The sequence below is a fragment of the Paramesorhizobium salinisoli genome (assembly GCF_003335045.1).
Classification (GTDB): domain Bacteria; phylum Pseudomonadota; class Alphaproteobacteria; order Rhizobiales; family Rhizobiaceae; genus Paramesorhizobium; species Paramesorhizobium salinisoli.
Window position 1 is genome coordinate 421,338 of record NZ_QOZG01000005.1, and the last position, 23,719, is coordinate 445,056.

25 protein-coding genes are annotated in these 23,719 nt (G+C 60.4%); 10 read left to right on the forward strand and 15 right to left on the reverse strand.

What is annotated here, in order from left to right; translation table 11 throughout:
• Positions 1-10: 10 nt before the first annotated feature.
• Genes efeB through efeU form a run of 3 tightly spaced genes read right to left on the reverse strand, consistent with a single transcriptional unit; the run spans position 11 to position 3,390 of the window.
• Positions 11-1,330 carry an iron uptake transporter deferrochelatase/peroxidase subunit gene (efeB, locus tag DUT91_RS14295; RefSeq protein WP_114441055.1) on the reverse strand — a complete coding sequence of 440 codons (1,320 nt, stop codon included), beginning with the start codon at positions 1,328-1,330 and terminating at the stop codon, positions 11-13.
• A complete protein-coding gene (efeO, locus tag DUT91_RS14300; protein WP_114441056.1) occupies positions 1,330-2,532 on the reverse strand; it encodes an iron uptake system protein EfeO in 1,203 nt (400 codons plus the stop codon). Before efeO ends, efeB begins: the two co-directional genes overlap by 1 nt.
• Before the next feature lie 18 nt (positions 2,533-2,550).
• Positions 2,551-3,390 (reverse strand): iron uptake transporter permease EfeU, encoded by an 840-nt coding sequence (gene efeU, locus DUT91_RS14305; RefSeq protein ID WP_114441233.1) that lies wholly within the window; start codon positions 3,388-3,390, stop codon positions 2,551-2,553.
• Between the two features lie 383 nt (positions 3,391-3,773).
• Here efeU and DUT91_RS25525 point away from each other — a divergent pair, with 383 nt between their 5' ends.
• Both DUT91_RS25525 and DUT91_RS14315 read left to right on the forward strand, forming a co-directional pair.
• A complete protein-coding gene (locus DUT91_RS25525; RefSeq protein ID WP_147272188.1) occupies positions 3,774-4,331 on the forward strand; it encodes a hypothetical protein in 558 nt (185 codons plus the stop codon).
• A gap of 5 nt (positions 4,332-4,336) precedes the next feature.
• On the forward strand, positions 4,337-4,483 hold the full coding sequence (locus DUT91_RS14315) for a DUF1127 domain-containing protein (RefSeq protein ID WP_105739938.1): 147 nt from the start codon (positions 4,337-4,339) through the stop codon (positions 4,481-4,483).
• 140 nt (positions 4,484-4,623) lie between these two features.
• On the opposite strand, the gene DUT91_RS14320 is transcribed toward DUT91_RS14315, so the two are convergent.
• From DUT91_RS14320 to DUT91_RS14325, 3 genes are all read right to left on the reverse strand, one after another.
• Positions 4,624-5,499: an SDR family NAD(P)-dependent oxidoreductase gene (locus tag DUT91_RS14320; RefSeq protein ID WP_114441058.1), complete on the reverse strand. Its 876-nt coding sequence runs from the start codon at positions 5,497-5,499 to the stop codon at positions 4,624-4,626.
• Positions 5,500-5,606: 107 nt separating this feature from the next.
• On the reverse strand, positions 5,607-5,780 hold the full coding sequence (locus tag DUT91_RS25810; RefSeq protein WP_160113653.1) for a hypothetical protein: 174 nt from the start codon (positions 5,778-5,780) through the stop codon (positions 5,607-5,609).
• Positions 5,781-5,801: 21 nt separating this feature from the next.
• Positions 5,802-6,032, reverse strand: coding sequence for a hypothetical protein (locus tag DUT91_RS14325; RefSeq protein ID WP_114441059.1), 231 nt, complete (start codon positions 6,030-6,032; stop codon positions 5,802-5,804).
• Positions 6,033-6,168: 136 nt separating this feature from the next.
• Between DUT91_RS14325 and DUT91_RS14330 the strand changes: the two genes are divergently transcribed.
• The 3 genes from DUT91_RS14330 (at position 6,169) to DUT91_RS14340 (ending at position 8,163) form a co-directional block, all read left to right on the forward strand.
• Positions 6,169-6,360, forward strand: a complete 192-nt coding sequence (locus DUT91_RS14330) for a DUF3008 family protein (protein ID WP_114441060.1) — start codon at positions 6,169-6,171, stop codon at positions 6,358-6,360.
• A 507-nt stretch (positions 6,361-6,867) separates the two neighbouring features.
• Positions 6,868-7,131 carry a DUF4167 domain-containing protein gene (locus tag DUT91_RS14335; protein ID WP_114441061.1) on the forward strand — a complete coding sequence of 88 codons (264 nt, stop codon included), beginning with the start codon at positions 6,868-6,870 and terminating at the stop codon, positions 7,129-7,131.
• A gap of 6 nt (positions 7,132-7,137) precedes the next feature.
• Positions 7,138-8,163 carry a fatty acid desaturase gene (locus DUT91_RS14340; protein WP_114441062.1) on the forward strand — a complete coding sequence of 342 codons (1,026 nt, stop codon included), beginning with the start codon at positions 7,138-7,140 and terminating at the stop codon, positions 8,161-8,163.
• A 23-nt stretch (positions 8,164-8,186) separates the two neighbouring features.
• Here DUT91_RS14340 and DUT91_RS14345 read toward each other — a convergent pair whose 3' ends face one another.
• The 3 genes from DUT91_RS14345 to DUT91_RS14355 all read right to left on the reverse strand — a co-directional run bounded on the left by DUT91_RS14345 (position 8,187) and on the right by DUT91_RS14355 (position 12,285).
• Positions 8,187-8,867, reverse strand: a complete 681-nt coding sequence (locus DUT91_RS14345) for a glutathione S-transferase family protein (protein ID WP_114441063.1) — start codon at positions 8,865-8,867, stop codon at positions 8,187-8,189.
• A 167-nt stretch (positions 8,868-9,034) separates the two neighbouring features.
• A complete protein-coding gene (locus tag DUT91_RS14350) occupies positions 9,035-10,399 on the reverse strand; it encodes a sigma-54-dependent transcriptional regulator (protein ID WP_114441235.1) in 1,365 nt (454 codons plus the stop codon).
• Between the two features lie 5 nt (positions 10,400-10,404).
• Positions 10,405-12,285 (reverse strand): sensor histidine kinase, encoded by a 1,881-nt coding sequence (locus DUT91_RS14355; protein WP_245419720.1) that lies wholly within the window; start codon positions 12,283-12,285, stop codon positions 10,405-10,407.
• A gap of 250 nt (positions 12,286-12,535) precedes the next feature.
• On the opposite strand from DUT91_RS14355, the gene DUT91_RS14360 reads away from it, so the two are divergent.
• Together DUT91_RS14360 and DUT91_RS14365 are read left to right on the forward strand one after the other, a co-directional pair.
• The gene (locus DUT91_RS14360) at positions 12,536-13,864 is read left to right on the forward strand and encodes a dicarboxylate/amino acid:cation symporter (protein WP_114441237.1); all 1,329 of its coding nucleotides are present in this window, start codon (positions 12,536-12,538) and stop codon (positions 13,862-13,864) included.
• A 270-nt stretch (positions 13,865-14,134) separates the two neighbouring features.
• Entirely contained in the window at positions 14,135-14,722 is a 588-nt protein-coding gene (locus DUT91_RS14365) for an invasion associated locus B family protein (RefSeq protein WP_114441065.1), read from the forward strand.
• Positions 14,723-14,985: 263 nt separating this feature from the next.
• Here DUT91_RS14365 and mnhG read toward each other — a convergent pair whose 3' ends face one another.
• The 6 genes from mnhG to DUT91_RS14395 are packed head-to-tail and all read right to left on the reverse strand — an operon-like array spanning position 14,986 to position 20,962.
• Positions 14,986-15,339, reverse strand: coding sequence for a monovalent cation/H(+) antiporter subunit G (mnhG, locus tag DUT91_RS14370; RefSeq protein ID WP_114441066.1), 354 nt, complete (start codon positions 15,337-15,339; stop codon positions 14,986-14,988).
• Complete coding sequence (locus DUT91_RS14375; RefSeq protein ID WP_114441067.1) at positions 15,336-15,617, reverse strand: K+/H+ antiporter subunit F; 282 nt, start codon at positions 15,615-15,617, stop codon at positions 15,336-15,338. The genes mnhG and DUT91_RS14375 overlap by 4 nt, the downstream gene beginning before the upstream one ends.
• Positions 15,614-16,096 (reverse strand): Na+/H+ antiporter subunit E, encoded by a 483-nt coding sequence (locus tag DUT91_RS14380; RefSeq protein ID WP_114441068.1) that lies wholly within the window; start codon positions 16,094-16,096, stop codon positions 15,614-15,616. Before DUT91_RS14380 ends, DUT91_RS14375 begins: the two co-directional genes overlap by 4 nt.
• Complete coding sequence (locus DUT91_RS14385; RefSeq protein ID WP_114441069.1) at positions 16,093-17,721, reverse strand: monovalent cation/H+ antiporter subunit D; 1,629 nt, start codon at positions 17,719-17,721, stop codon at positions 16,093-16,095. Before DUT91_RS14385 ends, DUT91_RS14380 begins: the two co-directional genes overlap by 4 nt.
• On the reverse strand, positions 17,718-18,059 hold the full coding sequence (locus tag DUT91_RS14390; protein WP_114441070.1) for a Na+/H+ antiporter subunit C: 342 nt from the start codon (positions 18,057-18,059) through the stop codon (positions 17,718-17,720). The genes DUT91_RS14385 and DUT91_RS14390 overlap by 4 nt, the downstream gene beginning before the upstream one ends.
• Positions 18,059-20,962 (reverse strand): monovalent cation/H+ antiporter subunit A, encoded by a 2,904-nt coding sequence (locus DUT91_RS14395; protein WP_425373802.1) that lies wholly within the window; start codon positions 20,960-20,962, stop codon positions 18,059-18,061. The genes DUT91_RS14390 and DUT91_RS14395 overlap by 1 nt, the downstream gene beginning before the upstream one ends.
• A 368-nt stretch (positions 20,963-21,330) precedes the next feature.
• Between DUT91_RS14395 and DUT91_RS14400 the strand changes: the two genes are divergently transcribed.
• The 3 genes from DUT91_RS14400 (at position 21,331) to DUT91_RS14410 (ending at position 23,489) form a co-directional block, all read left to right on the forward strand.
• Positions 21,331-21,780, forward strand: coding sequence for a baeRF12 domain-containing protein (locus tag DUT91_RS14400; protein WP_114441072.1), 450 nt, complete (start codon positions 21,331-21,333; stop codon positions 21,778-21,780).
• A gap of 129 nt (positions 21,781-21,909) precedes the next feature.
• Positions 21,910-23,082: an HPP family protein gene (locus DUT91_RS14405; RefSeq protein WP_114441073.1), complete on the forward strand. Its 1,173-nt coding sequence runs from the start codon at positions 21,910-21,912 to the stop codon at positions 23,080-23,082.
• A 92-nt stretch (positions 23,083-23,174) separates the two neighbouring features.
• Positions 23,175-23,489 (forward strand): hypothetical protein, encoded by a 315-nt coding sequence (locus tag DUT91_RS14410; protein WP_114441074.1) that lies wholly within the window; start codon positions 23,175-23,177, stop codon positions 23,487-23,489.
• The last annotated feature ends 230 nt before the right edge of the window (positions 23,490-23,719 follow it).

Here is a 23,719-nt window from a genome sequence, read left to right on the forward strand (position 1 = left end):
CTTTCCGGGATCACGCCTTGCGTGCGTTCTGCGGACCGCTTGCTTCTAGAAGCGTGCGGCCGAGGAAATCCTGTTCGTCCTTCACGCCGGGCAAGGCGAAGAAGAAGCCGCCGCCGACCGGCTTGATATATTCTTCCAGCGGTTCGCCATTGAGCCGGTTCTGGACCGTGATGAAGCCCTTTTCCAGGTCGGCCTGGAAGGCGATGAACAGCAGGCCCATCTCGAGCTGGCCGGATTTGCTGATGCCGTTGGAATAGTTGAACGGGCGGCGCAGGATCAGATGCTTTTGCGCCTCCGCATCACGCCGGTTGGCGAGACGGATATGCGCGTCGAGCGGCGTGACCTTGCCCTCGGGATCGGCGGCATAATCCGGCACGTCGGTTTCCGTCCTGCCGTCGAAGGGAGCGCCGCTCGCCTTCCTGCGGCCAAAGATCGTTTCCTGCTCCTGCAGCGGCGTGCGGTCCCAGCGCTCGACGAAATTGCGGATGATGCGCACCACCTGATAGCTGCCCTGCGCCGCCCAGGCCGGCTCGTCGCTGTCCGGCTGGACCCAGACGATGCGGTTCATCAGGGTCTCGTCGGCGGGATCCGGATTGGCCGAGCCGTCGCGGAAGCCGAGGAAATTGCGGGCGCTTTCCTTGGCCTTGTCGGGCGGCTGCACCGGCACCGAGCCTTCCTGCTTCCAGCGCAGCAGCATCAGGCCGGGCGTGTTCTTGACGATATCGCGCAGCGCATGAATGTTGGTGTCGGGCGTATTGGAACAGAACTGGAGCACGAGATCGCCGTGGCAGAGATCCTTTTCCAGCGCGTCGTTGGGGAAGCCCTGCATGCGGGTGAGGTGCTTCGGCTTCATCGGCTTCAGGCCGAAGCGATCATCGAACAGCGAGCTTCCCAGTGCCGCGGTCACCGTCAGATTGTCGGGAACGATCTCAGGCCCGAGAATGCCGGAATCGGGCGGCGGAAACTTCGGATCGAGTTCGGGCGCCTTGCCGCCATGCATCAGGAAGGCGATGCGCTCGGTCAGCGTGCGCAGCAATTGCTCCAACTGTTCCCGGTCTCGCGCCAGGACATCGAACGAGGCAACCATTCCGGCGGCAGGGCGCGGCGTGACGATGCCGGGCTGGTGCAGGCCGTAAAAAGAATGGCGCTGCGCCGTCGTATCGCTTTCGGGCGCGTTGGTGACGCTTTCGTTGGAAAGGGCCGATGCGTCCTGTGGCATCATGGTGGCGCCGGCGGCGGCAATCGCGCCAACACCCGCACCGAGGAGAAGCCTGCGCCGGGCCGGAGAGGCCGGGGCATTCCTGTCGTGAGATTTCTCGTCGTCCTGCATCAGCTTAATCCTAGACTGTCACGCAATTTGTTGAGATCGGCTGCGAGCTGGGCCGCCTGTTTCTTCAGGACGGCCTTGTCGCTGGTACTCAGCCTGTCATAGGCGATGAACGCATCCCCTTGCCTGTGCGCATCCATCGTCTCGCCGATCGCCACGAAATCCTTGTCGATCGCGGCCATCAGATCGCCATTGGCCTTCTGTGCCACCGGGCGCATGAGATCGACGATCTTGCGCACGCCGACCAGATCGGCAAAGAAGGAATCGAGATCCGTATGGGCATAGCGGTCTTCATCCTGGTCCGGCCCGGCGACCGCGAAGCGATTGATCAGCGAGGCCGCGCCGCCAATCATCTTTTCCGGCGGAATGCGCATGTCATGGATGCGGCCCTGCAATGTCGCTACGTCTGCGACGAGCTTGTCGGCGACAGGCGCGAGGCCCTCGGTGCTATTCTGGGCGAACAGGCCGTATTCGATGCGATGCAGGCCGCCGAAGGCCGGATCGGCCTCGCGCTTTTCGAAATAATCGGCACGGGCGTCGATCGCCGTATCGAGATCAGAAAAAATCTCGGATACCGGCGCGATGCGCGCATAGGCAGCGCGCGCCGGCTCGTAAAGACGCCTCGCCTCATCGAGATTGCCTGACTTGACCGCATCGGCAAGATCGCCTGCCGCCTGCACCAGATCGTTGGTTCCGGCGGCGAGGAAGAGCTTGTATTCGGCGAGCGCCCCGATGAAGGCTGTAAGTTGCGGGCGGGCCGCATCGGCGGACGCCGTGGCTGACGGCGTAACGACGAGCTTACCACGCGGGTTGCTGAGAAGGCCGCAGGTGATCTGATATTCGCCCGGCTCAAGGCGGGCATTCAGCGTCTGGCTGAAGCCGGGCGCTATATTCTCGCGCTCCTCGACCACCATGACGCCGTCGAGGATTTCCCATTCGACCGCGCGGTCGGATCTGTTGACGATCTGGAAGGACGTTCTGCCGGCGGGCACGGTCAGTTCGTTCGGATCGCAGGTCTTGTCAGTGATGGTGACGACGGTAGCGCCCCCGCTAGCCGCCTTGCGCGCCTCGCTCGATACACGGGAAGCATAGTAGAATGCGGTGCCCGCGCCGACGAGCAGCAACAGCGCCAGTGCCAAGCCGACGCGGATGATAAGGCGCGGCATGGGATCGGCGGTCTTTTCCTTAGGTGTTTCCGAAGTCATTCCTGACCAGAACCTTTCTTATGAACCTTGCCTTGCGCGCGCAGCCGACGGCGCACCGGCCGGAGGCGACAGGAAGAGGAAGAGCGCGGGGACGATGAACGCCACATAGGCCAGGATTTCGCTGATCGTCGGCGTGTCGATATAGCCGAACATGCCGGAAAGAAGCGCGCCGAGCGGACTGTCGAGCGGCAGGATGTTGCTCATGTCGAAGACGACCGTCTGCAGATGGTTCCAGAGACCGGCCTCGTGCAACGCCCCAACCGAATTGGCGAGGATGCCGGCGGCGACAAAGAGGATGAAAATCCCCGTCCAGCGGAAGAAGCGGCGCAGATCGAGCTTCAGGCCGCCGATATAGATGCCGTAGCCGATAGCGATGGCGGCGAGGACGCCGAGAAGCGCGCCGAGCGGCGCGGCCAGGCCATCACTCTGCTGCAAGGCCGCCAGCAGGAAAAAGACCGACTCCAATCCTTCACGCGCGACGGCGAAGAATACCATGAGGATCAGACCCAGCCCCTTATTGGTGGAGGTCTCGAATGCGGCGTCGATGGAATGATGCAGCTCGGCCTTGATGGAACGCGCCGCCTTGCGCATCCAGAAAACCATGGAGGTCAGCACGCACACCGCGATCAGCCCGATCACGGCCTCAAAAAGCTCCTGCGCCTTCTGTGGAAATTCGGCGCTGGCGAACTGCAGCGCCGCGCCCACTGCAAGCGAGAGGGCAAGCGCAAGCAGAATGCCGATCCAGACCACGGGCATCCAAGCGCCCCGTCCGGTCTGTCTGAGATAGCTTGCGATGATGCCGACGATGAGGGCAGCTTCGACGCCTTCGCGCAGCATGATTAGAAAAGGTACGAGCATATGGATCCATCCGGCGGCCGCATCGGCCTGAGCGTTCACCCCGCCAGGCGTTGGTCGGGGCTTGAGCGAGCGAAACCTTCCTAATTTTGTCGCCTTTTATCCCTCGCCTGCGGACGTCGCAAGAAAATTACGCGAGCGCTGCTTAAATTGAATAATATTAGAATCAATCTAAAGTGCCGATGCGTGAAAAATATAGCGATTGCAGAGAAGCAATACTCCGCCTACATAAAGACATCCGATGTATTTACTTGCGTAATTTCATAGGAATTATGATTACAATATTGAATTCATTATTTATACTTTGTTATATGCGTTGATGAATGGCCATGAGCAACAGCATCAACTTTGTTGACGGCGCTTGAAAATGCCCCGAAACATTGCGCATGAACACATTTCTTCTTTTCATCTCAAGATTATTGGCGCGCAGAGCCCCCCGCGATGATTGCACTGACCGACGGCATGGCGGACTGCACTGGCGCAGATTGTTTTCGGGGCGGCTAAAATTTTTCGCCCCAGGACTTGAAGATGACGGAGCGCTCATCCATATCAGTGTCACTTGCAGGCGCGTCTCCTCCCATTGCGCGCGGCAAGTGTTCCCCTCTGGAGGTTTTGCCCATTGGGCACCTTCAAAACTTGAAGCCGGACTTTTGCAAGTCCGGCTCTTTTTTTGCCTTGAAATCTTCCGCATCCCCGCCGCTTCCGGTGCGAAAAACGCGCCATTCATGGCCGACGCAGCGGACGATGAGGGGCAATCGGAGCACTGGCAGCCTTATTGCACTGCAAAAATGGAATGCGGCTGGCCGATAATGGCAGAAAAAAGCCAGAAAACAGATGCATCCCAGCATTTCTTGCAATGCAGCCATGCAAATTTGTCTCTGCACCTTTTTGCAGTGCGGGACTATATGCTGCTCGCAACAAGAACAAATAATTCGTCTAGGTGAGAAAAATGAACCTGATCCGCTCCTACAGCAACTGGCGCCGTTATCGCGCGACCGTGAACGAACTGAGCCGCCTGTCGGCCCGCGAACTGAACGATCTCGGCATCCTTCCCGCCGAAATCCCTTACGTCGCTCGTAAGGCCGTTACGCGCTAATCGAATTTTACAGATATCGTCGGGGTCACTCCTCCTCCCAGACCCCAACGATCAAAGACCGGCCCCTCCTCCTCCCAGCCGGTCTTTACAAATAGCACCCGCCGCACCTCCTCCCGCGGCGGGTGTTGTTTTTTGGGGGATCATTCCTCCACGAATGCCTTGAAAGCTTCCGCATAATCCTTGTGCCAGCGCGACAGAGGCGGACGGTTCAGCAGGATATCGTCGGCCGCCCAGCGAATGCGCTTTTCATCGAGCTGCCGCGGAACGTCATTATCGGGGCACAATATATAAAAATCGCCCTCCCCCAGTTTTTGCAGCATGAAATCCACCGTCTGCTCAGGCGTCCAGGCGCCGTCCGGTTTTTCCGTGCGGCCACCGGCGGCGAGCGGCGTGAAGACGAAACCGGGGATCAGCAGATGCGCGGTCACTCTGCAATTGTCCAAGTTGCGCAATTCGTGCTGCAGGGCTTCGGTGAAGGTTTTCACGCCCGATTTGGCAACATTATAGGCGGGATCGCCCGGCGGCGTGGTTATGCCCTGCTTGGAGCCGGTGTTGATGACGAGCGCGGGTTCCCCATGCTCGATCATGTGGGGTACGAAGATGCGCGTGCCGTCGATGACACCGCCCAGATTGACGCGCAGCACCGCATCCCAGTTTTCCTGCGGGCTGAAGAGGGCGCTGCCGGGCTGAATACCCGCATTGTTCATCAACAGATGCACCCTGCCCCATGCCTTACGGACCTGTTCGTCAAGCGCATGAAGGGAAGACCGATCACCGACATCGGTCGCAACAGTCATGATCTGTGCTCCCCCACCAGACGCTTGTGCGGCCACTTCATCGGCGGCCTTCGCAAGCGCTTCCACATTGCGGTCGGCGAGCACCACCTTCATCCCCAGACCGGCAAACCGCCTGGCGGCAGCCAGTCCAATGCCGGAGGCTGCGCCCGTGACGACGGCAACATTCCCGGGTGACAGGGCTGGAGAAATGGAACTGCTATCGGCTGTGGTGGTTGTCATGGCGCGCTCGTCGGTGATGGAACTTTAAAACTGCATCATTCCTTAAACAGGAACCCTGCGAAAGCCAGCCTCGCGTCCAAAAAGCCTTCAATTTTTCGGCATTGTTTCTACGGGCCGCCAGCAACCGCGCCGATGATGGCTGTGGCGAGTGCATCGAGATCGATTTCGCCGTTTGCCGTTACCTGAACCTCATCGGTCGAAATTCGCAGCTTCGAGGGATTGGCCTCGGCCTGACGTTGAAGCTCGGAAAGGATTGCTTCGCGCACCTGATCTTCCATCATGACTTTCACTCCCTTGCCCGCTCAAATTGCCGGAACCCATTTCCAGAAAACCCCCTCCATCCGGTCGGGGTAATGCCTGAATTCACATTCGAAACGCAGGCCGTATGCTTCGGCTTCAGCGATGGCCTTTTCGTTCAGCGGTTTCATGCCGGCGCCCGGTGCGAACCAGTCTTCCAGAAGGTCGTCCGGCACATAGGCGCCGATCCTCAGTGGCAGATTGGTCAAAACGATATCCATCTCTTCCGGTGGCATAGTGGTGTCCTTGGCGGGTTTCCGGAAAGGATAACCCAGGGGATAGCCATGGGTTCCCTGGCGGGGTCTCACCTTGAACAATTCAGCCCCTGGAGCGTTAGAACCGCAGAACCCGTCAACGATCAGGAGGCATGACATGCCAGCCAAATCCAAAAGCCAGCAGATGGCAGCCGGCGCCGCGCTTGCGGCGAAGCGCGGTGAAATGAAGAAGAGCGAATTGAAAGGTGCATCGAAATCGATGGCCAAATCGATGAGCGAGAAGGAGCTCGAGGAGCTCGCCTCTACAAAGCGCAAAGGCAAACCCGAACACGCATCCAAATCTTCATAAGAGTGCATCCGAGGCCGGTGGTATCAGTTATAGCCAGACGGCACGGTCTGCGGCGACTCACTGGGAATGTGATGCGTCCGCTTGTAATCACGCGAATGTGCGCATATATAAATGTTCGTGAAGATCATATTCGGTTCGATCTCTGTGGGGCTGATCGCGCTTAAACGGATTTTTTATACTAATTATGGGCCTCACATAGTCCATGAGCAGGATGCGGGCGGAAACGCTCTAATTTTTTATCCTGCTCTGACCGTCATTCCAACACGATGCGCACCATGACCGGTTCGCCATGGACGGCTTTAGAAGCTCATGCAGCTCAGGGATGGCTTGCAAAACCCGAACAGAGTTCCCGGCTGGCCCCATGAACAATCGCGCCCGCTTATGAAAGCCACCACGCGGTGCTGCGCGCCCGTTGTCCTGACCTCATCATGGAAGCGTCGGATCGGGCAATTTCCCCCATTTACCATATCACAGGAGCAAGCCGCACTTGATGGCTTGAAAACAACAATGAAGAACAACAACCAAACGAGACAGGCACCGCGCGCCGCCCGGCAAACCGCGCCGCGTTCGCCGTCAGGTGCAGCCCGCAACCAGACCAGCAATGGCGGCGCGAAATCCCAGGGCGCGCAGAATCAGTACGAACGCTATATCGAACTGGCACGTGCCGAAGCGCTCAACGGCAATCGTGTCGAGGCGGAAAACTACTATCAGCATGCCGAACATTATTACCGCTGCGGCGCTGCCGAACACATGTCACCAACAGGACTGTAACCTTCTATGAACGCCATTTTTCCCGCGTCAGCCGCCACCATCGACCACCGGTCATGGCTCAAGATCCTTGCCAATTACCGGCAGCCGCATCGCGGGCGCAGCGCCTTCGAGCTGGCGGTGACGATTATCCCGTTCGCCGCCCTCTGGGCGCTTTCGGGAGTGGCCGTCCATTATGGCTTCTGGTGGGGCCTGTTGTTGACCATCCCGGCGGCAGGCTTCCTGCTCCGGCTGTTCATGATCCAGCATGATTGTGGTCACGGTTCCTTCTTTGCGCATCGTCCCACGGATGACTGGATCGGTCGCGCGCTGGGTGTCCTGACGCTGACGCCTTATGATTACTGGAAACGGGCCCATGCCATTCACCATGCCTCCGCCGGCAATCTCGACGAGCGCGGGGTCGGCGACATCACGACGCTGACCGTCGCTGAATATCGCGCCTTGTCGCGCTGGGGGCGGCTTAAATACCAGCTCTACCGCAATCCCATCGTCATGTTCGTCATCGGGCCGGTCTGGGTTTTCCTGCTCAAGCAGAGGCTGCCGTTCGGCATGATGCGTTCAGGCGTGCAACCATGGATCTCTACGATGGCGACCAATCTGGCCATCGCGGTCCTGGCAACCGGACTGATCTGGCTGATCGGCATCGGTCCGTTCCTGCTGGTGCATCTGCCGATCGTTCTCCTGGCGAGCGCTGCCGGCATCTGGCTGTTCTACGTTCAGCATCAGTTCGAGGATACGCAGTGGTCGGAGGGCGACGAATGGCAGTTCCAACAATCCGCCCTGCACGGCTCATCCTATTACGTCCTACCGGGTGCGCTGCAATGGATGACCGGTAATATCGGGATCCACCATGTGCATCACCTGTCGAGCAGGGTTCCCTATTACCGGCTTCCGGAAGTGCTCAGGGACTACCCTGAACTGCGCAATATCGGCCGCATCACCGTCCTGGAAAGCCTGCGTTGTGTGAAGCTCGTGCTTTGGGACGAGCAGAACAAGCGCCTTATCTCGTTCCGCGAGGCACGCGCGCTGGGCTAAAGTCCTTTTCTCGGGATCGTGCTCTAAAGAAAAACCTGCGTCTGCTCCGGCAGTCCGTATGCGAGGTCCAGCATCTCCTGCGGATACCGGAGGGATTGCATGGTTTCCCTGTCGGAGAGCCGCAAATACCATTCGGAGAGCTTCGGGCAATCAGCCGGCACCGGCACTCCATAGAATTGATCGACGAACTCGATCAGCGCCATCGCGACGCAATCCGCAATCGTCAACCTATTGCCGTTGATGAAAGGCCCGACGAACTTCGCCTCCCCCACGCGAAGCTTGCTTGCAAACCGCTCGGCCCCGACCCGGGCCGCCTCGGCGCTTGGCGTGTGACGTCCGGCGTTCACGCTGCTTCCCTGCCGCGCCCATAAGCCGAAGAAGCTTGTCGCCTCGTCAAAGACGGCCACAAGTTCGCGCGTCCTTGCGCGCTCTTCCGATGTCTCTCCAAGCATATTCGGATTGGGATAGCGCTCCTCCAGATATTCGAGAATGGCGATCGACTGGCCGATCAACATCCCGTTACCGGTATCGAGAACGGGCAAGGAATGCGCAGGATTGAGCTTCCGAAGGAAATCCTTGGGCCAGAGGTCCGGCTGATGCGGGAACTCGACTTCGATGCGTTCGATATCAGCGATGCCCTTCTCCGCCAGGTATAGCGAGAGACGGCGGGGGTATGGTCCCCAAGGAAAGTTATACAGTTTCATTGGCGTCTCCTGACGTCGGCAGCAAATTCACGATACTTCATAAGTTACATGATAAGGCCAAAATCCACATCACGCAACACTATTTGTTACGAGACATAGACGCGGTCAGGTGTTTGGGATGCCAAAGACGTCCGGGCGACGACCGAGAGATAACGCAAAGTGGGTGGTCACCCGCTGGCGTAGCCCGCCCGGACTATGCCATGGCGCTGCAGCTTGTCGTAGAAGGTCTTGCGCGGGATGCCCAGCGCCTCGATCGTGGCCTTCACGTCGCCCTGATGCGCGGCCAGCGCCTGGCGGATCAGTTCCGCCTCGTAAAGCTCCACGCGCTGCGGCAGCGGAAGGCTTTCGCCATGGCCCGCGGGCTGACTGGCTTCCGTGACCGGTTCGACCAGCCCGAGGGCGAAGCGTTCGGTGAAATGCGCAAGCTCGCGGACATTGCCGGGCCAGTCATGGGCGACGAGATGGCGCCTGACCGTATCAGGCACATCAGGCAGGTCGACATGGAAGCGGTTTGCAGCGCGGTGGAGAAAATGCGCGAAGAGCAGCGGAATATCCTCCTTGCGCTCGCGCAGGGGCGGGATCGATATCGTGACCACATTCAGCCGATAGAACAGATCCTCGCGGAAATCGCCGCGCGCGGCGGGATCGCCCAGGTCGACCTTGGAGGCGGCGATGACCCGCAAGTCCAACGGGCGTACCTCGTTGCTGCCGAGCGGGGTGATCTCGCGCTTTTCCAGAACCCGCAGGAGCTTCACCTGGGCGGCGGGCGGCATGCTCTCGATCTCGTCGAGAAACAGCGTGCCGCCGCTGGAATGCTCGATGCTGCCGATGCGTTTCTTCTGCGCGCCGGTGAAGGCGCCCGGCTCATGGCCGAAAAGCTCGCTCTCGATGACCGTCTCGGGCAACGCGCCGCAATTCAGCGCGACGAAATGGCCCGTTCGCCTGCGGCTCCAGCGATGCAGGAGATCGGCGACCACTTCCTTGCCGCTTCCTGTCTCACCCGCCACCAGAACGTCCACATCGGCATCGGCGATCTGGCGTAGCGTGCGGCGCAGGCGTTCCATCGAAGGCGTCTGGCCGATCAGCGGGAGCTCGTCCTGCGCGACCTCGGCGGCGCTGCGCAAATCCCTATTTTCAAGCACCAGCCTCCGCTTCTCGGCGGCCCTTCTCACACTCTGGACCAGCCTTTCAGCCGGATATGGCTTGGCGATGAAATCATAAGCGCCTTCGTGCATCGCCTCGACCGCCATGGCGATATCGCCGTGTCCGGTGATCAGGATCACGGGCAGATCCGCATCGATCGCCTTGAGGCTGCGGAAAAGCTGGAAGCCGTCGATGCGGGGCATGCGGATATCGGTGACGACGATGCCCTCGAAATCGGCATCGATCCTGTCGAGCGCGGCCCTCGCCCCGTCGAAGGCAAGCACGTCGAAGCCGGCCAGTTCCAATGTCTGTGCATTGGCGCGGCGCAGCGTCTCGTCATCATCGACAAAAGCGACTTTCGGGCGGGTTTCGCTGTCTGCCCTGCCGATACTGTTCACTGCACACTCCTCAAGCGAATGATGAAGCGGGTGCCCTGCCCCGGATCTGTTTCAACGTCGAGACGCCCGCCGAACTCGGTCACGATGTCATTGCAGATGACAAGGCCCAGCCCGAGACCACCGTTTTTCGTGGTCGTGAACGGCGTGAATAGCCGCTCCATGATTTCGGGCGGAATCCCCGGCCCATAGTCGGCGACAATGAGCCTGGTTTCGGCATCCTGCTGGACCCAGGTCAGTTCAACGCGGCCATCCGCCTTGCCCTCCATGGCTTCCATCGCATTCTGGATGAGATTGACCAGGACCTGCTCCAACCGCACCCGATTGCCCATAACGCGGATATGCGGCGGCGGAATCACGCATGCGAGTTCCACGCCCTGTTGGCGCAGCCGATTGTTGAGAAGCAGGAAGGCGCCGTCCATCGCCTCGGCAACACGGGTCGGCGTTACCCCGCCGGTACCCTTGCGCGAGAACGTCCGCAATCCGTCGGTGATCGTGCCGATACGCTCCGTCAGGGCGGCGATGGTGGACAGGTTCTCGCGGACCGCCGCCGGCTCACCCAGCTTCAGAAAGGCCTGGGCGTTGTCGGCATAGCTGCGGATGGCCGCGACGGGCTGGTTGATCTCATGGGTGACGCCGGCCGCCACCTGCCCAAGAATGGCGAGGCGATTGGCCTGCGCCAGTTCCTCGCGCACCTCCTGCAGGCGCATCACCGTTTTCTGACGCTCCTCGACCTCCCATTCCAGGCGCTGATTGGTGGCGCTCAATTCCGCCGTGCGTTCGCCGACACGCTTTTCAAGCTCCTCGCGGGCCGCCCGGTTGCGTGCCACACGGCGCAGGATGCGCTGGCGCCGGTAAAGCAGCCATGCCGCCAGCGCCAGGATCGGAGCCAGCCCCAATACGGCGAGCGAGCGGGCCTCGCGAACGCTGGCGCTAACCTCCCCGGCCGCCGGCGCCAGCATGTGCAATGTCCAGGCGGTGGTCGGCACCGGCACATCAACCCGGACGAAATCCGCCGGACGTTTATCCGGCAGCGATGCCTTGACGATATCGGGCCGTTCGGTCGCGACATGCGGAACGATCGGAAGCGTTGCGAGCGGCGCCTGGCCAAATTGCAAGCTTCGGTGCAACGCGGTCTGGCTTTGCGGCGGTATATCGGTCAGCGTCATGAAGCGCCACGGAGGGATACTCGTCACCAGCACCACGCCATGCGCATCGGTCACATATGAGACGGAAGCCCGGTTGCGCCAGTCCGCCTCGACCTCGTCGAATTCCAGCTTGACGACAATGACGCCAAGCACCCCCTGCGGACCTTCGACACGACGCGAAATATAAAGGCCCGGGCGTAGGCTGGCGGTGCCGAGCGCATAATATTCCGCCGCGCCCGATTTGACCGCCTCGCTGTAATAGGGCCGAAACGCATAATCATGACCGACGAAACTGGTCGGCGTTCGCCAGTTGCTGGCGGCGATGGCGACGCCGTTCCTGTCGAGGATATAGATGACCGCGGCACCGGTTTCGCCAGTAAGCGTTTCGAGCTTGCGGTCGAGCCCGCGGAAAAGACTGGTATCGCCGGATGCCAATGCGGTGCTCACATCCCTGTCCTGAGCAAGAACGAAGGGCAGCGAACGCTGCTTTTCGAGAACCGTGCGCAGCACCACGGCGTTGAGCGAGGCCGCGTTGCGCGTGCGCGCATCGAGCGCGCGATAGGCCTGCATCCTGCCGTAATCGCCCGCAAACCACAGGGCAGCGAGCAATACCGCGGCGGCGAGAAGGCCATAAACGCCCCATTCGGCTGCAACATGGGGCATCGCGGTCCGGGAAAGCGCTACCTCCCCTTCATCCACAACACCGGCAGGAGACACTGAGATGTTCTTCATGACTGAGATGTGCAGAAATCCAGACAAAAAACAAGGAAATCCATGCGGATTTCCGCACTGATTTGAAAATCGGCATGATCCACTCTGAACATTTTTCAATAGAATCAATTAGTTAAATCATACTGAGATTTTGGCACGACAGTTGCAATGCGAACCAGACATTCGGGCAGACAAGGCCCGCATGTCCTGGATCCCGGAGATCGGCGGAGGAGCTGTCGAGCACTGGGTTGCGTATTCACTGGAGGAACTCATGAGCCCGACACAACTTGCCGCGGAACAGCCCCGCGGAAAAACGCCGATTTACGGCCATCTCTATGTGCAGGTACTGGTTGCGATCGCTGCCGGTATAGCGCTTGGCCATTTCTACCCTGAGCTGGGCGAAAGCATGAAGCCGCTTGGCGATGCCTTCATCAAGCTCGTCAAGATGATCATCGCCCCCGTCATCTTCCTCACGGTCGCGACCGGCATCGCCGGCATGTCGGACCTGCAGAAGGTCGGCCGCGTCGCGGGCAAGGCGATGCTCTATTTCCTGACCTTCTCGACGCTGGCGCTGATCGTCGGCCTGATCGTCGCCAATGTCGTCCAGCCAGGCAGCGGGATGCATATCCATCCCGCCTCGCTCGACATGAACGCGGTGGCGAACTACGCCGAGAAAGCGCATGAGCAGAGCATCACCGGCTTTCTGACGAACATCATCCCCACGACCATTGTCGGCGCTTTCGCGTCGGGAGACATTCTCCAGGTCCTGTTCTTCTCCGTCCTGTTCGGCATTGCACTCGGAATGGTTGGTGAAAAGGGCGCACCGGTTCTGTCGTTCCTGCAGGCGCTTTCGACCCCGGTCTTCAAGCTGGTGGCGATCCTGATGAAGGCTGCCCCCATCGGCGCATTCGGCGCGATGGCCTTCACAATCGGCAAATACGGCATCGAATCTGTCACCAATCTGGCAATGCTGGTCGGCACATTCTACCTGACCTCGCTCCTGTTCGTGCTCGTTATCCTGGGTGCAGTAGCACGGTATAACGGCTTCTCGATCCTGGCGCTGATCCGCTACATCAAGGAGGAGCTGCTGCTCGTACTCGGCACCAGTTCTTCGGAAGCAGCCCTTCCCTCGCTGATGGAAAAGATGGAAAAGGCGGGCTGCAAGAAGTCCGTCGTCGGCCTTGTGGTGCCGACCGGCTATTCCTTCAACCTCGACGGCACCAATATCTATATGACGCTAGCCGCCCTGTTTATCGCCCAGGCGATGGATATCCCGCTCTCGATCGGCGACCAGATCCTGCTGCTGCTCGTCGCGATGATCTCATCGAAGGGCGCGGCAGGCATCACCGGCGCCGGCTTCATCACGCTTGCCGCCACGCTTTCTGTGGTTCCCGCCGTTCCGGTGGCTGGCATGGCGCTTATCCTCGGCATAGACCGCTTCATGTCCGAGTGCCGCGCACTGACGAACCTCGTCGGCAACGCGGTCGCCACCATTGTCGTGGCACGCTGGGAAAAAGAGCTCGACACGGAGAAGCTCGCCGCCGCCATGAGTGGCAATCTGCTCCCTTCAACTCCGGAGATGCTGCAGCCCGCCGAATAAGCCGCAGCCGTCAGTCAACCATGCCGGGCACTTCGAGAGAAGTGTCCGGCATTCTTGTGTTCGTCATCTGCATCCAATGCCCGCCAATAAAAGCCGCCGCCCGCGAATTTCTCAAGCGGTGGCGGCATTATTCTTCTGCGTCGTCGCAATGTGCTCCGACTATAAGAGACGGTAAAGCAGATATACCCTTACGGCAGCTTGATCGTGATTCATTTGTAGATAAAGATACCTTAAATTTAATTTTTAGAATCAGAACGGGAAGAGAAACACATGGCTATACTTATCAAATCACGGCAGCAAAAACGCAGCACGACCATCTTCACCGCTTTCACGCTGCTCACTGCCGCCGGCGGCGCACTGGTCCTTACCGGAACCAGGCCTGCTCCGGCACAAAGCGAGGCTCCGACCGCGCTTTCCGAGACATTCGGAGACTGGCTGGTCAACTGCCAGACCTCAACCCAAAACGACATTCAAAAGCGCAACTGCCAGATGACGCAGGAGCAGGTGGACGGCAAGTCGGGCCAACGGGTCCTGATGATCGCGCTCGGCGCGCCCGATGCGAAGACCGGGGTCGTCTCCTCGACGCTCGTCCTACCTTTCGGGCTCGACCTGTCGAAAGGCGTTCAGATAAAGGTGGACGATGTCGATCTGGCGAATGCCAGGATCAGTACGTGCCTGCCGCAGGGCTGCATCGCGCCGCTTTCTCTTGACAGCAAGGCGCTGGCTGCTTTGTCAAAAGGCAAGCAGGCCGTCATCGGCATGAGCGCCTTCACCGGTGGTCAGGACGTGACCGGTAACCTCTCCCTGAAAGGCTTCGGCGCTGCAGCGGCGCGGCTCACCGCGCTGACCAAGTCCTGATCAGCGAGACTTCGCTTCGACCTCAGCTCCCGGAAGACGTCGATCTCCCGGGAGCTGGCGAAGGCGACTACCGGCGGCGCCCGAAAAGCCAGGAAAATACCACCGGAATGACCAGAGGTACGGTGGAGACCCGCAGCCGAACCGGCTGGAAGCGGACGAGATAGCGACCACTGCCTCCGCCTGCTCGGCGATGACGCTCGCGGCAAAAACCCGATGCAATCGGGTTGTGGCGGGCAAGTGGCGGCTTTGCCTGCTGGGAGTGATCAAGGTTGGTCACCTGTTCCCGGCACCTTGCGGCTGTCGTTGGTCCGGTCGCGATAGAGCGCTGCCCGCGACAGGAGCATCAGCGTGACAGGCGTGGTCACGATGACGAAGATGCCGATCAGCACTTCGTGCAGGGCCGGCCTAGAACCGAGGACGGTAAAGAAGGTGATCGAGGCGAGCACGATGGCGCCCATTCCCCAGCTCGTACCCATGGTCGGGGCGTGGATGCGTTCGTAGAAAGTCTTGAAGCGAACGAGGCCGATGCAGCCGATCAGGGTAATGGTCGCACCGAGCAGCAGAAAGAAGCTGGTCAGCAGCGCCGCCCACAGGGGAAGTCCCGCAGCTTCCATCATTCGATCACCTCCCCCCGCATCAGGAACTTGGCGAGCGCCAGCGTGGCGACGAAGCCGAGAAGGCCGATGATGAGTGCTGCCTCGAAATAAAGCGTGCTTCCGGTCCTGATGCCAAGCGTCACCAGCAGGAGCATGGCCACCACATAGATCGCATCGATGGCGAGGATGCGGTCCTGCGCGCTCGGGCCACGGAACAGGCGGAAGACGGCCAGTCCCATGGCGATGCAGAGCAACAGCTGAGCGATGAGAAGCGACCAGAAGAGAATGACAATGCTCATTCGAATATCTCCCTCAGCGGCGTTTCATAGCGGTCCTTGACGAGATCGCGCCAATGCTCCTCCGCGTCCATGTCGAGCACATGCATGAGCAACTCACCGCTCGCGGCATTATATTCGATCCAGGCCGTCCCCGGCATGCCGGTGAGAATGCAGGCCAGCACCGCGAGACCTGTCGGATCCTGCAGAGCGAGCGGCACGCGCACGAAGGCCGGTCGGGCCCTTCCGCCCCGGACGAGGATCAAGCGAGCGGCATCGAAATTGGAACTGACAACGTCGATGGAGACGCGGCCAAAGAGTATAGCGACAGCACGCCAGCTTCTTATGCGCGACTTCCAGGGATCGAGCGTCCGCATGGCCCATGTGGCAGAAATCGCGACGACAGTACCTAGCAGAACCTGGCCGACGGAAAGTCCATTGAGCAGAAGCCACATCAGAAGCAGCGCAAGCGTGAGAAGGGGATATGGCAGAAGGCGCGTCATTGGCTTTCCCTCTCCGCTCCGCCTGCGCGGGGCGCAGCCAGTACGCTGCGGATATAAGCCTGCGGCACCTGCAGCGACTGCGCCGTCTCATCCATATAACGCATGGCCGGCCCCGCCTGGATCGTCAACACCAGGCAGAGGAACAGGAGGCCCACGACAGGCGCGAGTTCGATCACGAGGACGCGCGGCACCTTGCCTTCGAGCGAGGCCCAGAAAGTGCGGATGCCGGTGCGCGTCATAGCGATCATCGCCGACAGGCCGGACAGGACGATCAGCGTCACCAATATCCAGCTCGTCGCCGGTATCGGCGCGGGATGGCCTAGACCGGCGGGATTGAAAATCGAGGCGATCAGCAGGAACTTGGCGACAAAGCCCGAAAATGGCGGCAGGCCGATCAGCAGAATGGCCGAGACGGCGAAGCAGGCGCCGAGAATGGCAAGTGTCCCGGGAATAGCGAGGCCTATTTCCTCATCGACCGCATCCTCATACTCGTCGCCATAGGCTTCCATCGTCACGGCGAGGACGTTGGCAGCGGTATCCTGGCCGCGCTCGACCAGTTCGATCAGCAGGAAGAAGGCCGAGATCGCCAGCGTCGAGGACACCATGTAGAACAGCGCGCCGCCGATAATCTGCGTATTGCCTGTCCCGATGACCGCGAGCAGCGTTCCCGACGAAATGAGCACACTGTAACCGGCGAGGCGGCCCATCGCCTGCGATGCCAGCACGCCGATCAGGCCAAAGACCATCGTCGCCATGCCACCGAAGAGCAGCCATTCGCTGCCGAAGCCGGCTGAAGCGCCCGCACCAGTGCCGAAAAACAGGAGCGAAAGCCTTAGCAGAATGTAGATGCCGACTTTGGTCATGAGAGCGAAAATAGCCGCCACGGGCGCGGCGGCTGCCGCATAGGCCGGCGGCAGCCAGAAGCCCAGCGGCCACATCCCGGCCTTGACCAGGAACGCAAGTCCGAGAATGGCCGCGCCAGCCTCCAGCAACATCCGGTCCTCAGGTGCGACATGTGGAATACGCTGCGCCAGATCGGCCATGTTGAGCGTTCCGGTGACGCCGTAGAGCAGGCTGACGCCGATGAGGAACAGCGAGGACGCGGCGAGGTTGATGGCGATGTAGTGCAGCCCGGCCTTGACGCGTAGCGGGCCGGAGCCATGCAGGACGAGACCATAGGAAGCGGCCAGCATCACTTCGAAGAACACGAAGAGATTGAAGAGATCGCCGGTGAGGAACGCGCCATTGAGCCCCATCAGCAGAATCTGGAAGATCGTGTGGAAATGCGGTCCCGCCCGCTGCCAGCGGGCCATGGAAAAGACGACCGCGGCAATGGCCAGGATACTTGTGAGGACCAGCATCAGCGCGGACAAGCGGTCGAGCACCAGAACGATGCCGAAAGGCGCCGGCCAGTTGCCGAGGAGATAGACGTTTGCCCCGGGAGCCGACGCATCCGCCATCCCCATGAGCATAACGGCCATGACCAGGAGAAGAACTGACGAAGCGAGGCTGATCGTCGCCTTCAAAACACGCTTGCGCTCGTCGAAAAGCAGCATGAACGCGCCCGCCACCAGCGGCAGGACGATCGGCGCGACGATCAGGTGATGGAGCCAGCCTGCTGTCATCGCCTCTCCCTGCCGTCTACATGATCAGTTCCGCTCAGCCCGCGTGCGGCGAGCAGCACGACAAGGAAAAGCGCCGTCATGGCGAAGCCGATCACGATCGCCGTCAGCACCAGGGCCTGCGGCAGCGGATCGTCATAAAGGGCCGGTTCGCCGACGCCGGCGTTGATCAGCACCGGCGGGGCGTTCATCCGGAGCCGCCCCATGGAGAAGATGAACAGATTGACCGCGTAGGAAATCAGCGACAGGCCGATGATGACCTGAAAGGTGCGAGGCCGCAGCAGGAGCCAGATGCCGGATGCGGTCATGACCCCGATGGCGAGCGAAAGTACCAGTTCCATCAGGCATCCTCCTTCGGCAATGTCGCCACGAACCGGTCCGTCCGGTGGCTGCGTATCGATTGGTGGGCGAGCGCGATCAGAACCAGGACCGTCGCGCCCACGACGAGCAGGAAAACGCCGAGGTCGAACAGAAGCGCGCTGGCCAAGGGAATTTTGCCGATCAGGGATAAGTCGGCATATTGGAAATGCGAGGTGAGGAAGGGATAGCCGAAGAACCAGGAGCCCATGCCGGTGAGCGCGGCTGTGAGAAGGCCGACGCCGATCCAGCGCAGCGGCAGGATGCGGAGCCTGTCCTCGACCCAGCGCGTGCCCGCCGCAAGATATTGCAGGATGAAGGCGATGGCCAGCACGAGCCCCGCCGCAAAGCCGCCGCCCGGCAGATCATGGCCGCGCAGGAACAGATGGATGGCAAGGACGATGATCACCGGGAAGAGCCATTGCATGATGACGGCAGGCACCGTCAGATAATCGCTCAGCGTATCGCCTGTCTGGCGGTCCGGCCGGGCCTCGTCATAGGCATCCTGGATCTTCTGCTGGTCGGGCTGCTCGGCATTGTCGGGCGCCGGGCGGAAACGGCGCAGCAGGGCAAAGACGCTCAAGGCCACGACGCCGAGCACCGCGATTTCGCCGAATGTGTCGAAGGCGCGAAAATCGACCAGAATGACGTTGACGACATTCCTGCCGCCGCCCTCCGTATAGGCGTATTTGACGAAATAATCGCCAAGCCTGCTCGTCGCCGGACGCGTCATGATGACATAGGAAAGAAATGCCATGCCGGCTCCGCCCGCGACGGCCATGCCGAAATCGCGGTAGCGCCTGAAGCGGGCGCGCATTTCCACCGGCATCGGATCCGGGTCCTTCCAGCGCTTCGGCAACCAGCGCAAGCCGAGCAGGATGAGCACCGTCGTCACGATCTCGACCAATAGCTGGGTAACCGCCAGATCGGGCGCGGAGAGCCAGGCAAAGGTGATGCAGGTGACGAGGCCGGCGCCGCCAAGCAGGATCAGCGCCTTCAGCCGATGGAACTTGGCGCTGACTGCTGCGCCTACCGCGCAGACAGCGCCAATAACCCAGAGAAGCGCGAATACCGGATCGACGGGGATCACCGGCAGAACGCCGGCGTCAGCACCCATGCGGTAAAACGGCAGGCTTCCGGCGATCAGCGCGACCAGCACCAGAAGCCGCAATTGCGGCTGGAGACGGCGCGTTCCAAGGAAGGCTTCGGCAAGACGCGCCCAGCGCCAGGACAGCGTGACGAGGATGCGCTCAAAAATGCGGGTGCCGCCGATATGCCGGATATAAGGCGGCCCCTCCGCACTGGTCGCAAGATAATTCCTGAGCAGAAAATAGAGCCATACGCCGCAGACCAGCGCTATCGCGCTCATCAGCAGCGGCAGGCTGAATCCGTGCCAGACGGCAAGACTGTAATGCGGCGTTTCGCGGCCAAGCACGCCGACGACGGCGGCATGCAAAAAGGGGCCGACCGTCAGGCTCGGCACGATGCCGACGACAAGGCAGGCAAGCACCAGAAATTCGATCGGAAACCGCATCCAGTGCGGCGGCTCATGCGGCACGCGCGGCAGATCCTGCGGCGGCGGACCGAAGAAGACGCTGTGGATGAAGCGGAGCGAATAGGCAACGCTGAGAATGCCGGCGGCGACGGCCAGATATGGAGTGAGCGTGTCGAGGATATTGAACTGATGCGTCTCGACGGCTTCGGCGAAGAACATTTCCTTCGAAATGAAGCCGTTGAGCAGCGGCACGCCGGCCATCGCGGCGCTCGCCACCATAGCCAGCGTCGCCGTGAAGGGCATGAAGCGGAACAGCCCGCTGAGGCGGCGCATGTCTCGCGTGCCCGTCTCATGATCGATGATGCCCGCGGCCATGAACAAAGACGCCTTGAAGGTGGCATGGTTCATCATGTGAAAGATAGCCGCGACAGCGGCAAGCGGGCTGCCAAGGCTGAGCAGAACGGTGATGAGACCGAGATGGCTGATCGTCGAATAGGCGAGCAGGCCTTTCATATCCTGCTGGAACAGGGCGAAAAACGCGCCGAGGACAAGCGATGCGAGGCCGGCTATCCCAACGATCCAGAACCATTCCTGCGTGCCGGCGAAAACCGGCCAGAGCCGCGCCATGAGAAACACGCCGGCTTTCACCATGGTCGCCGAATGCAGATAGGCCGATACCGGTGTCGGCGCGGACATCGCATTGGGGAGCCAGAAATGGAATGGAAACTGCGCGCTTTTGGTGAGCGCGCCGAGCAGGATCAGCAGCATCGTCGGGAGAAAGAGCGGATGCTGGCGAATGATGTTGCCGGAGGCCAGCACCGTGTCCAGATCATAGCTGCCGACAATGTGACCGAGGAGCAGCATACCGACCATGAGCCCGAGGCCGCCAATACCGGTGATGGTCAACGCCATGCGCGCGCCGTCGCGCGCACTGGCGTTCTGATACCAATAACCGATCAGCAGGAACGAGAATATGCTGGTCAGTTCCCAGAAGATCGCGAGCAGGATCAGATTGCCCGAAAGCACCACGCCGAGCATCGCGCCCATGAAGGCCAGGAAGAAGGAGAAGAAGCGCGGCACCGGATCTTCCGGCGACATGTAATAGCGCGCATAGACGACGACGAGCAGGCCGATGCCGGTCACCAGCATGGCGAACATCCAGGCGAAGCCATCCATTCGCAGCGTAAAATTCAGCCCATAGGCCGGCAACCACTGGATTTCGCTGCGCACCACGCCGCCATCCATGACGGATGGATAAAGAAACATGGCAAGCCCCAGCCCGGCGGTCGCGACCGCACCGGCAAACAAGGCTTCGATATTGTGGACGTTCGATCGGAAGAGAGCGACAATTGCACTGCCGGCAAAGGGAATGAGCAGCAGCAACATCAGCATTTCGCTCTGCATCTCCATCCGCCGTCGCACCTTCCCTTCCACAACTGGAGCGCCGTGCGTCCCATTGGACTCACAAGAACGATCCAAGTCTTTGAACCTACGCAGCAGGCTTTTTGAGAATCGATTGCGATTCTCGGGCGATGCCGTAGTCAGATCATGGAATAACCAACATCACCGCTCTTTGCCAACACCGTGAGCCGATTTTATGGCTGCCCTGCGTCGATACACAGCAAAATTTTTCAAGGACTTATATGCCGGTTCACGTTCAGGCTTTTCGTGCTCCCTTTGAAGGTCTCTCCGGTCGGCGGAACGTTGCCCTGCCCGAAACGTTTTGTGTCCATGCACGAATATCGCGAACGGAGGACGAGATGACCGAGATCCGGCTTGAACACGACATATGGCTTCTGGTGGCGGACGGAGAAAAGGCGCTTTTCCTGCGCAATGAAGGCGATGCCGAATACCCGAATCTTGAGGTGGTGCAGAAAATCCATGACGAGAACCCGCCGACCCGCGAACAGGGAACGGACGCGCCCGGCCGCCATGCGGATTCAACAGGCCCCCACAAGAGCAGCTTCGAGGAAACCGACTGGCACCGCATCGAGAAGGAGCGCTTTGCCGACCAACTGGCCGAATGGCTCTATAAGCTCGCCCATCGGGACCGGTTCAAGAAGATCGTTCTCGTCGCCCCGCCACCGGTTCTGGGAACCTTGCGCAAGGAATTGCACAAGGAGGTGAGCGCGCGGGTGGCCGGAGAGATTCCAAAGACGCTCACCAATCATTCGGTCGCGGATATCGAGCAGGTTTTGATGAATGGGTGATTGAGCCTCTTGATTGACCCCAGGGCAAAAATTTCAAGCACGGCGCGATTTTTGGTTCATCATTCCGTGCACAATCCATAGGCAATGTGCTAACGAAACGCGCAGCTTCTTTCTTTTGCTTCGGGTTTCATGTCCACTGCCATTGCCTTCATTCGACGGTTCGTCCCGGCACTTGTCCCCGTCAGCCATGCCGAGCGCCTGCGGTCTTCGCTCGGCGCGCTGGTTGGCATCCTGCTGACGGGATCGGTGAGCAAACTGGCCGTGGGTTCCGATGTCAGCCTTCCCCTCCTCATAGCGCCGATGGGCGCATCGGCAGTCCTGCTGTTTGCCGTGCCGACCAGCCCGCTTGCCCAGCCCTGGTCGATCCTGGGCGGAAATATCATCTCGGCCCTGATCGGCGTCACTTGCGCCCTGTTCATAGCGGACCCCGTGCTCGCCGCCGGAGTGGCGATTGCGGTTTCCATCGGCACGATGCTGCTGCTTGGCTGTCTGCACCCGCCAAGCGGCGCGGTGGCGCTGACCGCCGTCCTGGGCGGGGCCTCGATCCACGAGGCGGGATACTGGTTCGCCTTGACCCCGGTCGGCATCAACTCGGCCTTGCTGGTGATGGTGGCGCTTGCCTTCAACAATCTGACCGGGCGCCGGTATCCGCATCTGGCGCCCGCAGGAAATATCCATCACACTGCGGATCCGCTTGCGAGCCAGCGGATCGGCGTCGTCCCGGACGATCTGCAGGCCGTGCTCGCCCAGTATGGCGAGATCGTCAATGTCAGCCCCGACGAACTCGACGCGCTCCTGCATCAGGCGCAGATCCGCGCCTATAACAGGCGTTCGGGGGAAATCACCTGCGGCGAGGTGATGTCACGGGATGTGCGGACCGTCACGCCCGAGACGTCGCTTCGCGATGCGTGGCGCATGCTGCTCGACCATCGCATCAAGGCTCTGCCGGTGATCACCGAAAGCGACGGCCTGGTCGGCATCGTGACGCAGACCGATTTCATGCGCAATTCCGTTCTCTCGCAAGACGGACGCCTGCATGTCAGTTTTCGCGACCGTATTCGAGGTGCATTCGGGCGGCCGCGGCACTCACTGCAAAAGGTTTCCGACATCATGACGCCGCGCGTCCAGTCGGCCCTGCCGGAAACCATGATCGCAAAGCTCGTGCCGCCGATGGCGGATATGGGCCTGCATCACATGCCGGTGGTGGACGACGACAATCGCGTCGTCGGCATCGTGACCCAGTCCGATCTCATCGCCGCCCTTTTCAACGGAAAGATCGCGGAGCTCCGCGGCGCGGCTTGACCGAAAGACAAGGTCTCCCCAGAACATTTACTGGAACATTTTCCGGCAGCGGCTGTTTTCACGCAGAACCAGTCGTTGAACTGGAAACTGCGATGCCCTGGCACATCTATGCCGCCCATTTTCTTGGCGCCGTCTTTCTGGCTAATGCTGTTCCCCATTTTGTGCAAGGAATCAGCGGCAAGCCGTTCCGGACACCGTTCGCCCCTTTCCAGGGCAGGAATCTGAGCTCCCCTTTGACCAATATCCTCTGGGCCTGGGCAAATCTCGTTATCGCCTACCTGCTTCTGGTGCAGGTCGGGCCGCTGGCGTTCGGATCGCTGTCGAACATGATGGTTTTTGCGGTCGGCGCAATCGTGTGCAGCGTGGCGCTTTCCCTGTATTTTGCCAGCCGGCCATCAAGCAACTGAGCATAGGCTTCGGAAATCGGGAATATGCCTGCCCCTGATGCGTGGAAATTCCCCGGGATTGCGAGAACAATATCCTCTTTTCCAGGTTCGGCGGGAATGTTGTTGCACGAGTTTCCCGATATGCATGCGATACAAATCGACATCCTGCCGGAGGTCGGCCACGCGATGGACGAACCACAGCGCGAGCGGCATCGGCCATTCGATTTCCTTCGCGGCCCCGAACCCTACAG

Excerpts from the sequence above, each read along its gene's own strand:
- efeB (WP_114441055.1), bottom strand. The coding sequence starts at position 1,330 with ATGCAGGACGACGAGAAATCTCACGACAGGAATGCCCCGGCCTCTCCG.
- efeO (WP_114441056.1), bottom strand. The coding sequence starts at position 2,532 with ATGACTTCGGAAACACCTAAGGAAAAGACCGCCGATCCCATGCCGCGC.
- efeU (WP_114441233.1), bottom strand. The coding sequence starts at position 3,390 with ATGCTCGTACCTTTTCTAATCATGCTGCGCGAAGGCGTCGAAGCTGCC.
- DUT91_RS25525 (WP_147272188.1), top strand. The coding sequence starts at position 3,774 with ATGAACACATTTCTTCTTTTCATCTCAAGATTATTGGCGCGCAGAGCC.
- DUT91_RS14315 (WP_105739938.1), top strand. The coding sequence starts at position 4,337 with ATGAACCTGATCCGCTCCTACAGCAACTGGCGCCGTTATCGCGCGACC.
- DUT91_RS14320 (WP_114441058.1), bottom strand. The coding sequence starts at position 5,499 with ATGACAACCACCACAGCCGATAGCAGTTCCATTTCTCCAGCCCTGTCA.
- DUT91_RS25810 (WP_160113653.1), bottom strand. The coding sequence starts at position 5,780 with ATGATGGAAGATCAGGTGCGCGAAGCAATCCTTTCCGAGCTTCAACGT.
- DUT91_RS14325 (WP_114441059.1), bottom strand. The coding sequence starts at position 6,032 with ATGCCACCGGAAGAGATGGATATCGTTTTGACCAATCTGCCACTGAGG.
- DUT91_RS14330 (WP_114441060.1), top strand. The coding sequence starts at position 6,169 with ATGCCAGCCAAATCCAAAAGCCAGCAGATGGCAGCCGGCGCCGCGCTT.
- DUT91_RS14335 (WP_114441061.1), top strand. The coding sequence starts at position 6,868 with ATGAAGAACAACAACCAAACGAGACAGGCACCGCGCGCCGCCCGGCAA.
- DUT91_RS14340 (WP_114441062.1), top strand. The coding sequence starts at position 7,138 with ATGAACGCCATTTTTCCCGCGTCAGCCGCCACCATCGACCACCGGTCA.
- DUT91_RS14345 (WP_114441063.1), bottom strand. The coding sequence starts at position 8,867 with ATGAAACTGTATAACTTTCCTTGGGGACCATACCCCCGCCGTCTCTCG.
- DUT91_RS14355 (WP_245419720.1), bottom strand. The coding sequence starts at position 12,285 with ATGAAGAACATCTCAGTGTCTCCTGCCGGTGTTGTGGATGAAGGGGAG.
- DUT91_RS14360 (WP_114441237.1), top strand. The coding sequence starts at position 12,536 with ATGAGCCCGACACAACTTGCCGCGGAACAGCCCCGCGGAAAAACGCCG.
- DUT91_RS14365 (WP_114441065.1), top strand. The coding sequence starts at position 14,135 with ATGGCTATACTTATCAAATCACGGCAGCAAAAACGCAGCACGACCATC.
- mnhG (WP_114441066.1), bottom strand. The coding sequence starts at position 15,339 with ATGATGGAAGCTGCGGGACTTCCCCTGTGGGCGGCGCTGCTGACCAGC.
- DUT91_RS14375 (WP_114441067.1), bottom strand. The coding sequence starts at position 15,617 with ATGAGCATTGTCATTCTCTTCTGGTCGCTTCTCATCGCTCAGCTGTTG.
- DUT91_RS14380 (WP_114441068.1), bottom strand. The coding sequence starts at position 16,096 with ATGACGCGCCTTCTGCCATATCCCCTTCTCACGCTTGCGCTGCTTCTG.
- DUT91_RS14385 (WP_114441069.1), bottom strand. The coding sequence starts at position 17,721 with ATGACAGCAGGCTGGCTCCATCACCTGATCGTCGCGCCGATCGTCCTG.
- DUT91_RS14390 (WP_114441070.1), bottom strand. The coding sequence starts at position 18,059 with ATGGAACTGGTACTTTCGCTCGCCATCGGGGTCATGACCGCATCCGGC.
- DUT91_RS14395 (WP_425373802.1), bottom strand. The coding sequence starts at position 20,962 with ATGCTGATGTTGCTGCTGCTCATTCCCTTTGCCGGCAGTGCAATTGTC.
- DUT91_RS14400 (WP_114441072.1), top strand. The coding sequence starts at position 21,331 with ATGACCGAGATCCGGCTTGAACACGACATATGGCTTCTGGTGGCGGAC.
- DUT91_RS14405 (WP_114441073.1), top strand. The coding sequence starts at position 21,910 with ATGTCCACTGCCATTGCCTTCATTCGACGGTTCGTCCCGGCACTTGTC.
- DUT91_RS14410 (WP_114441074.1), top strand. The coding sequence starts at position 23,175 with ATGCCCTGGCACATCTATGCCGCCCATTTTCTTGGCGCCGTCTTTCTG.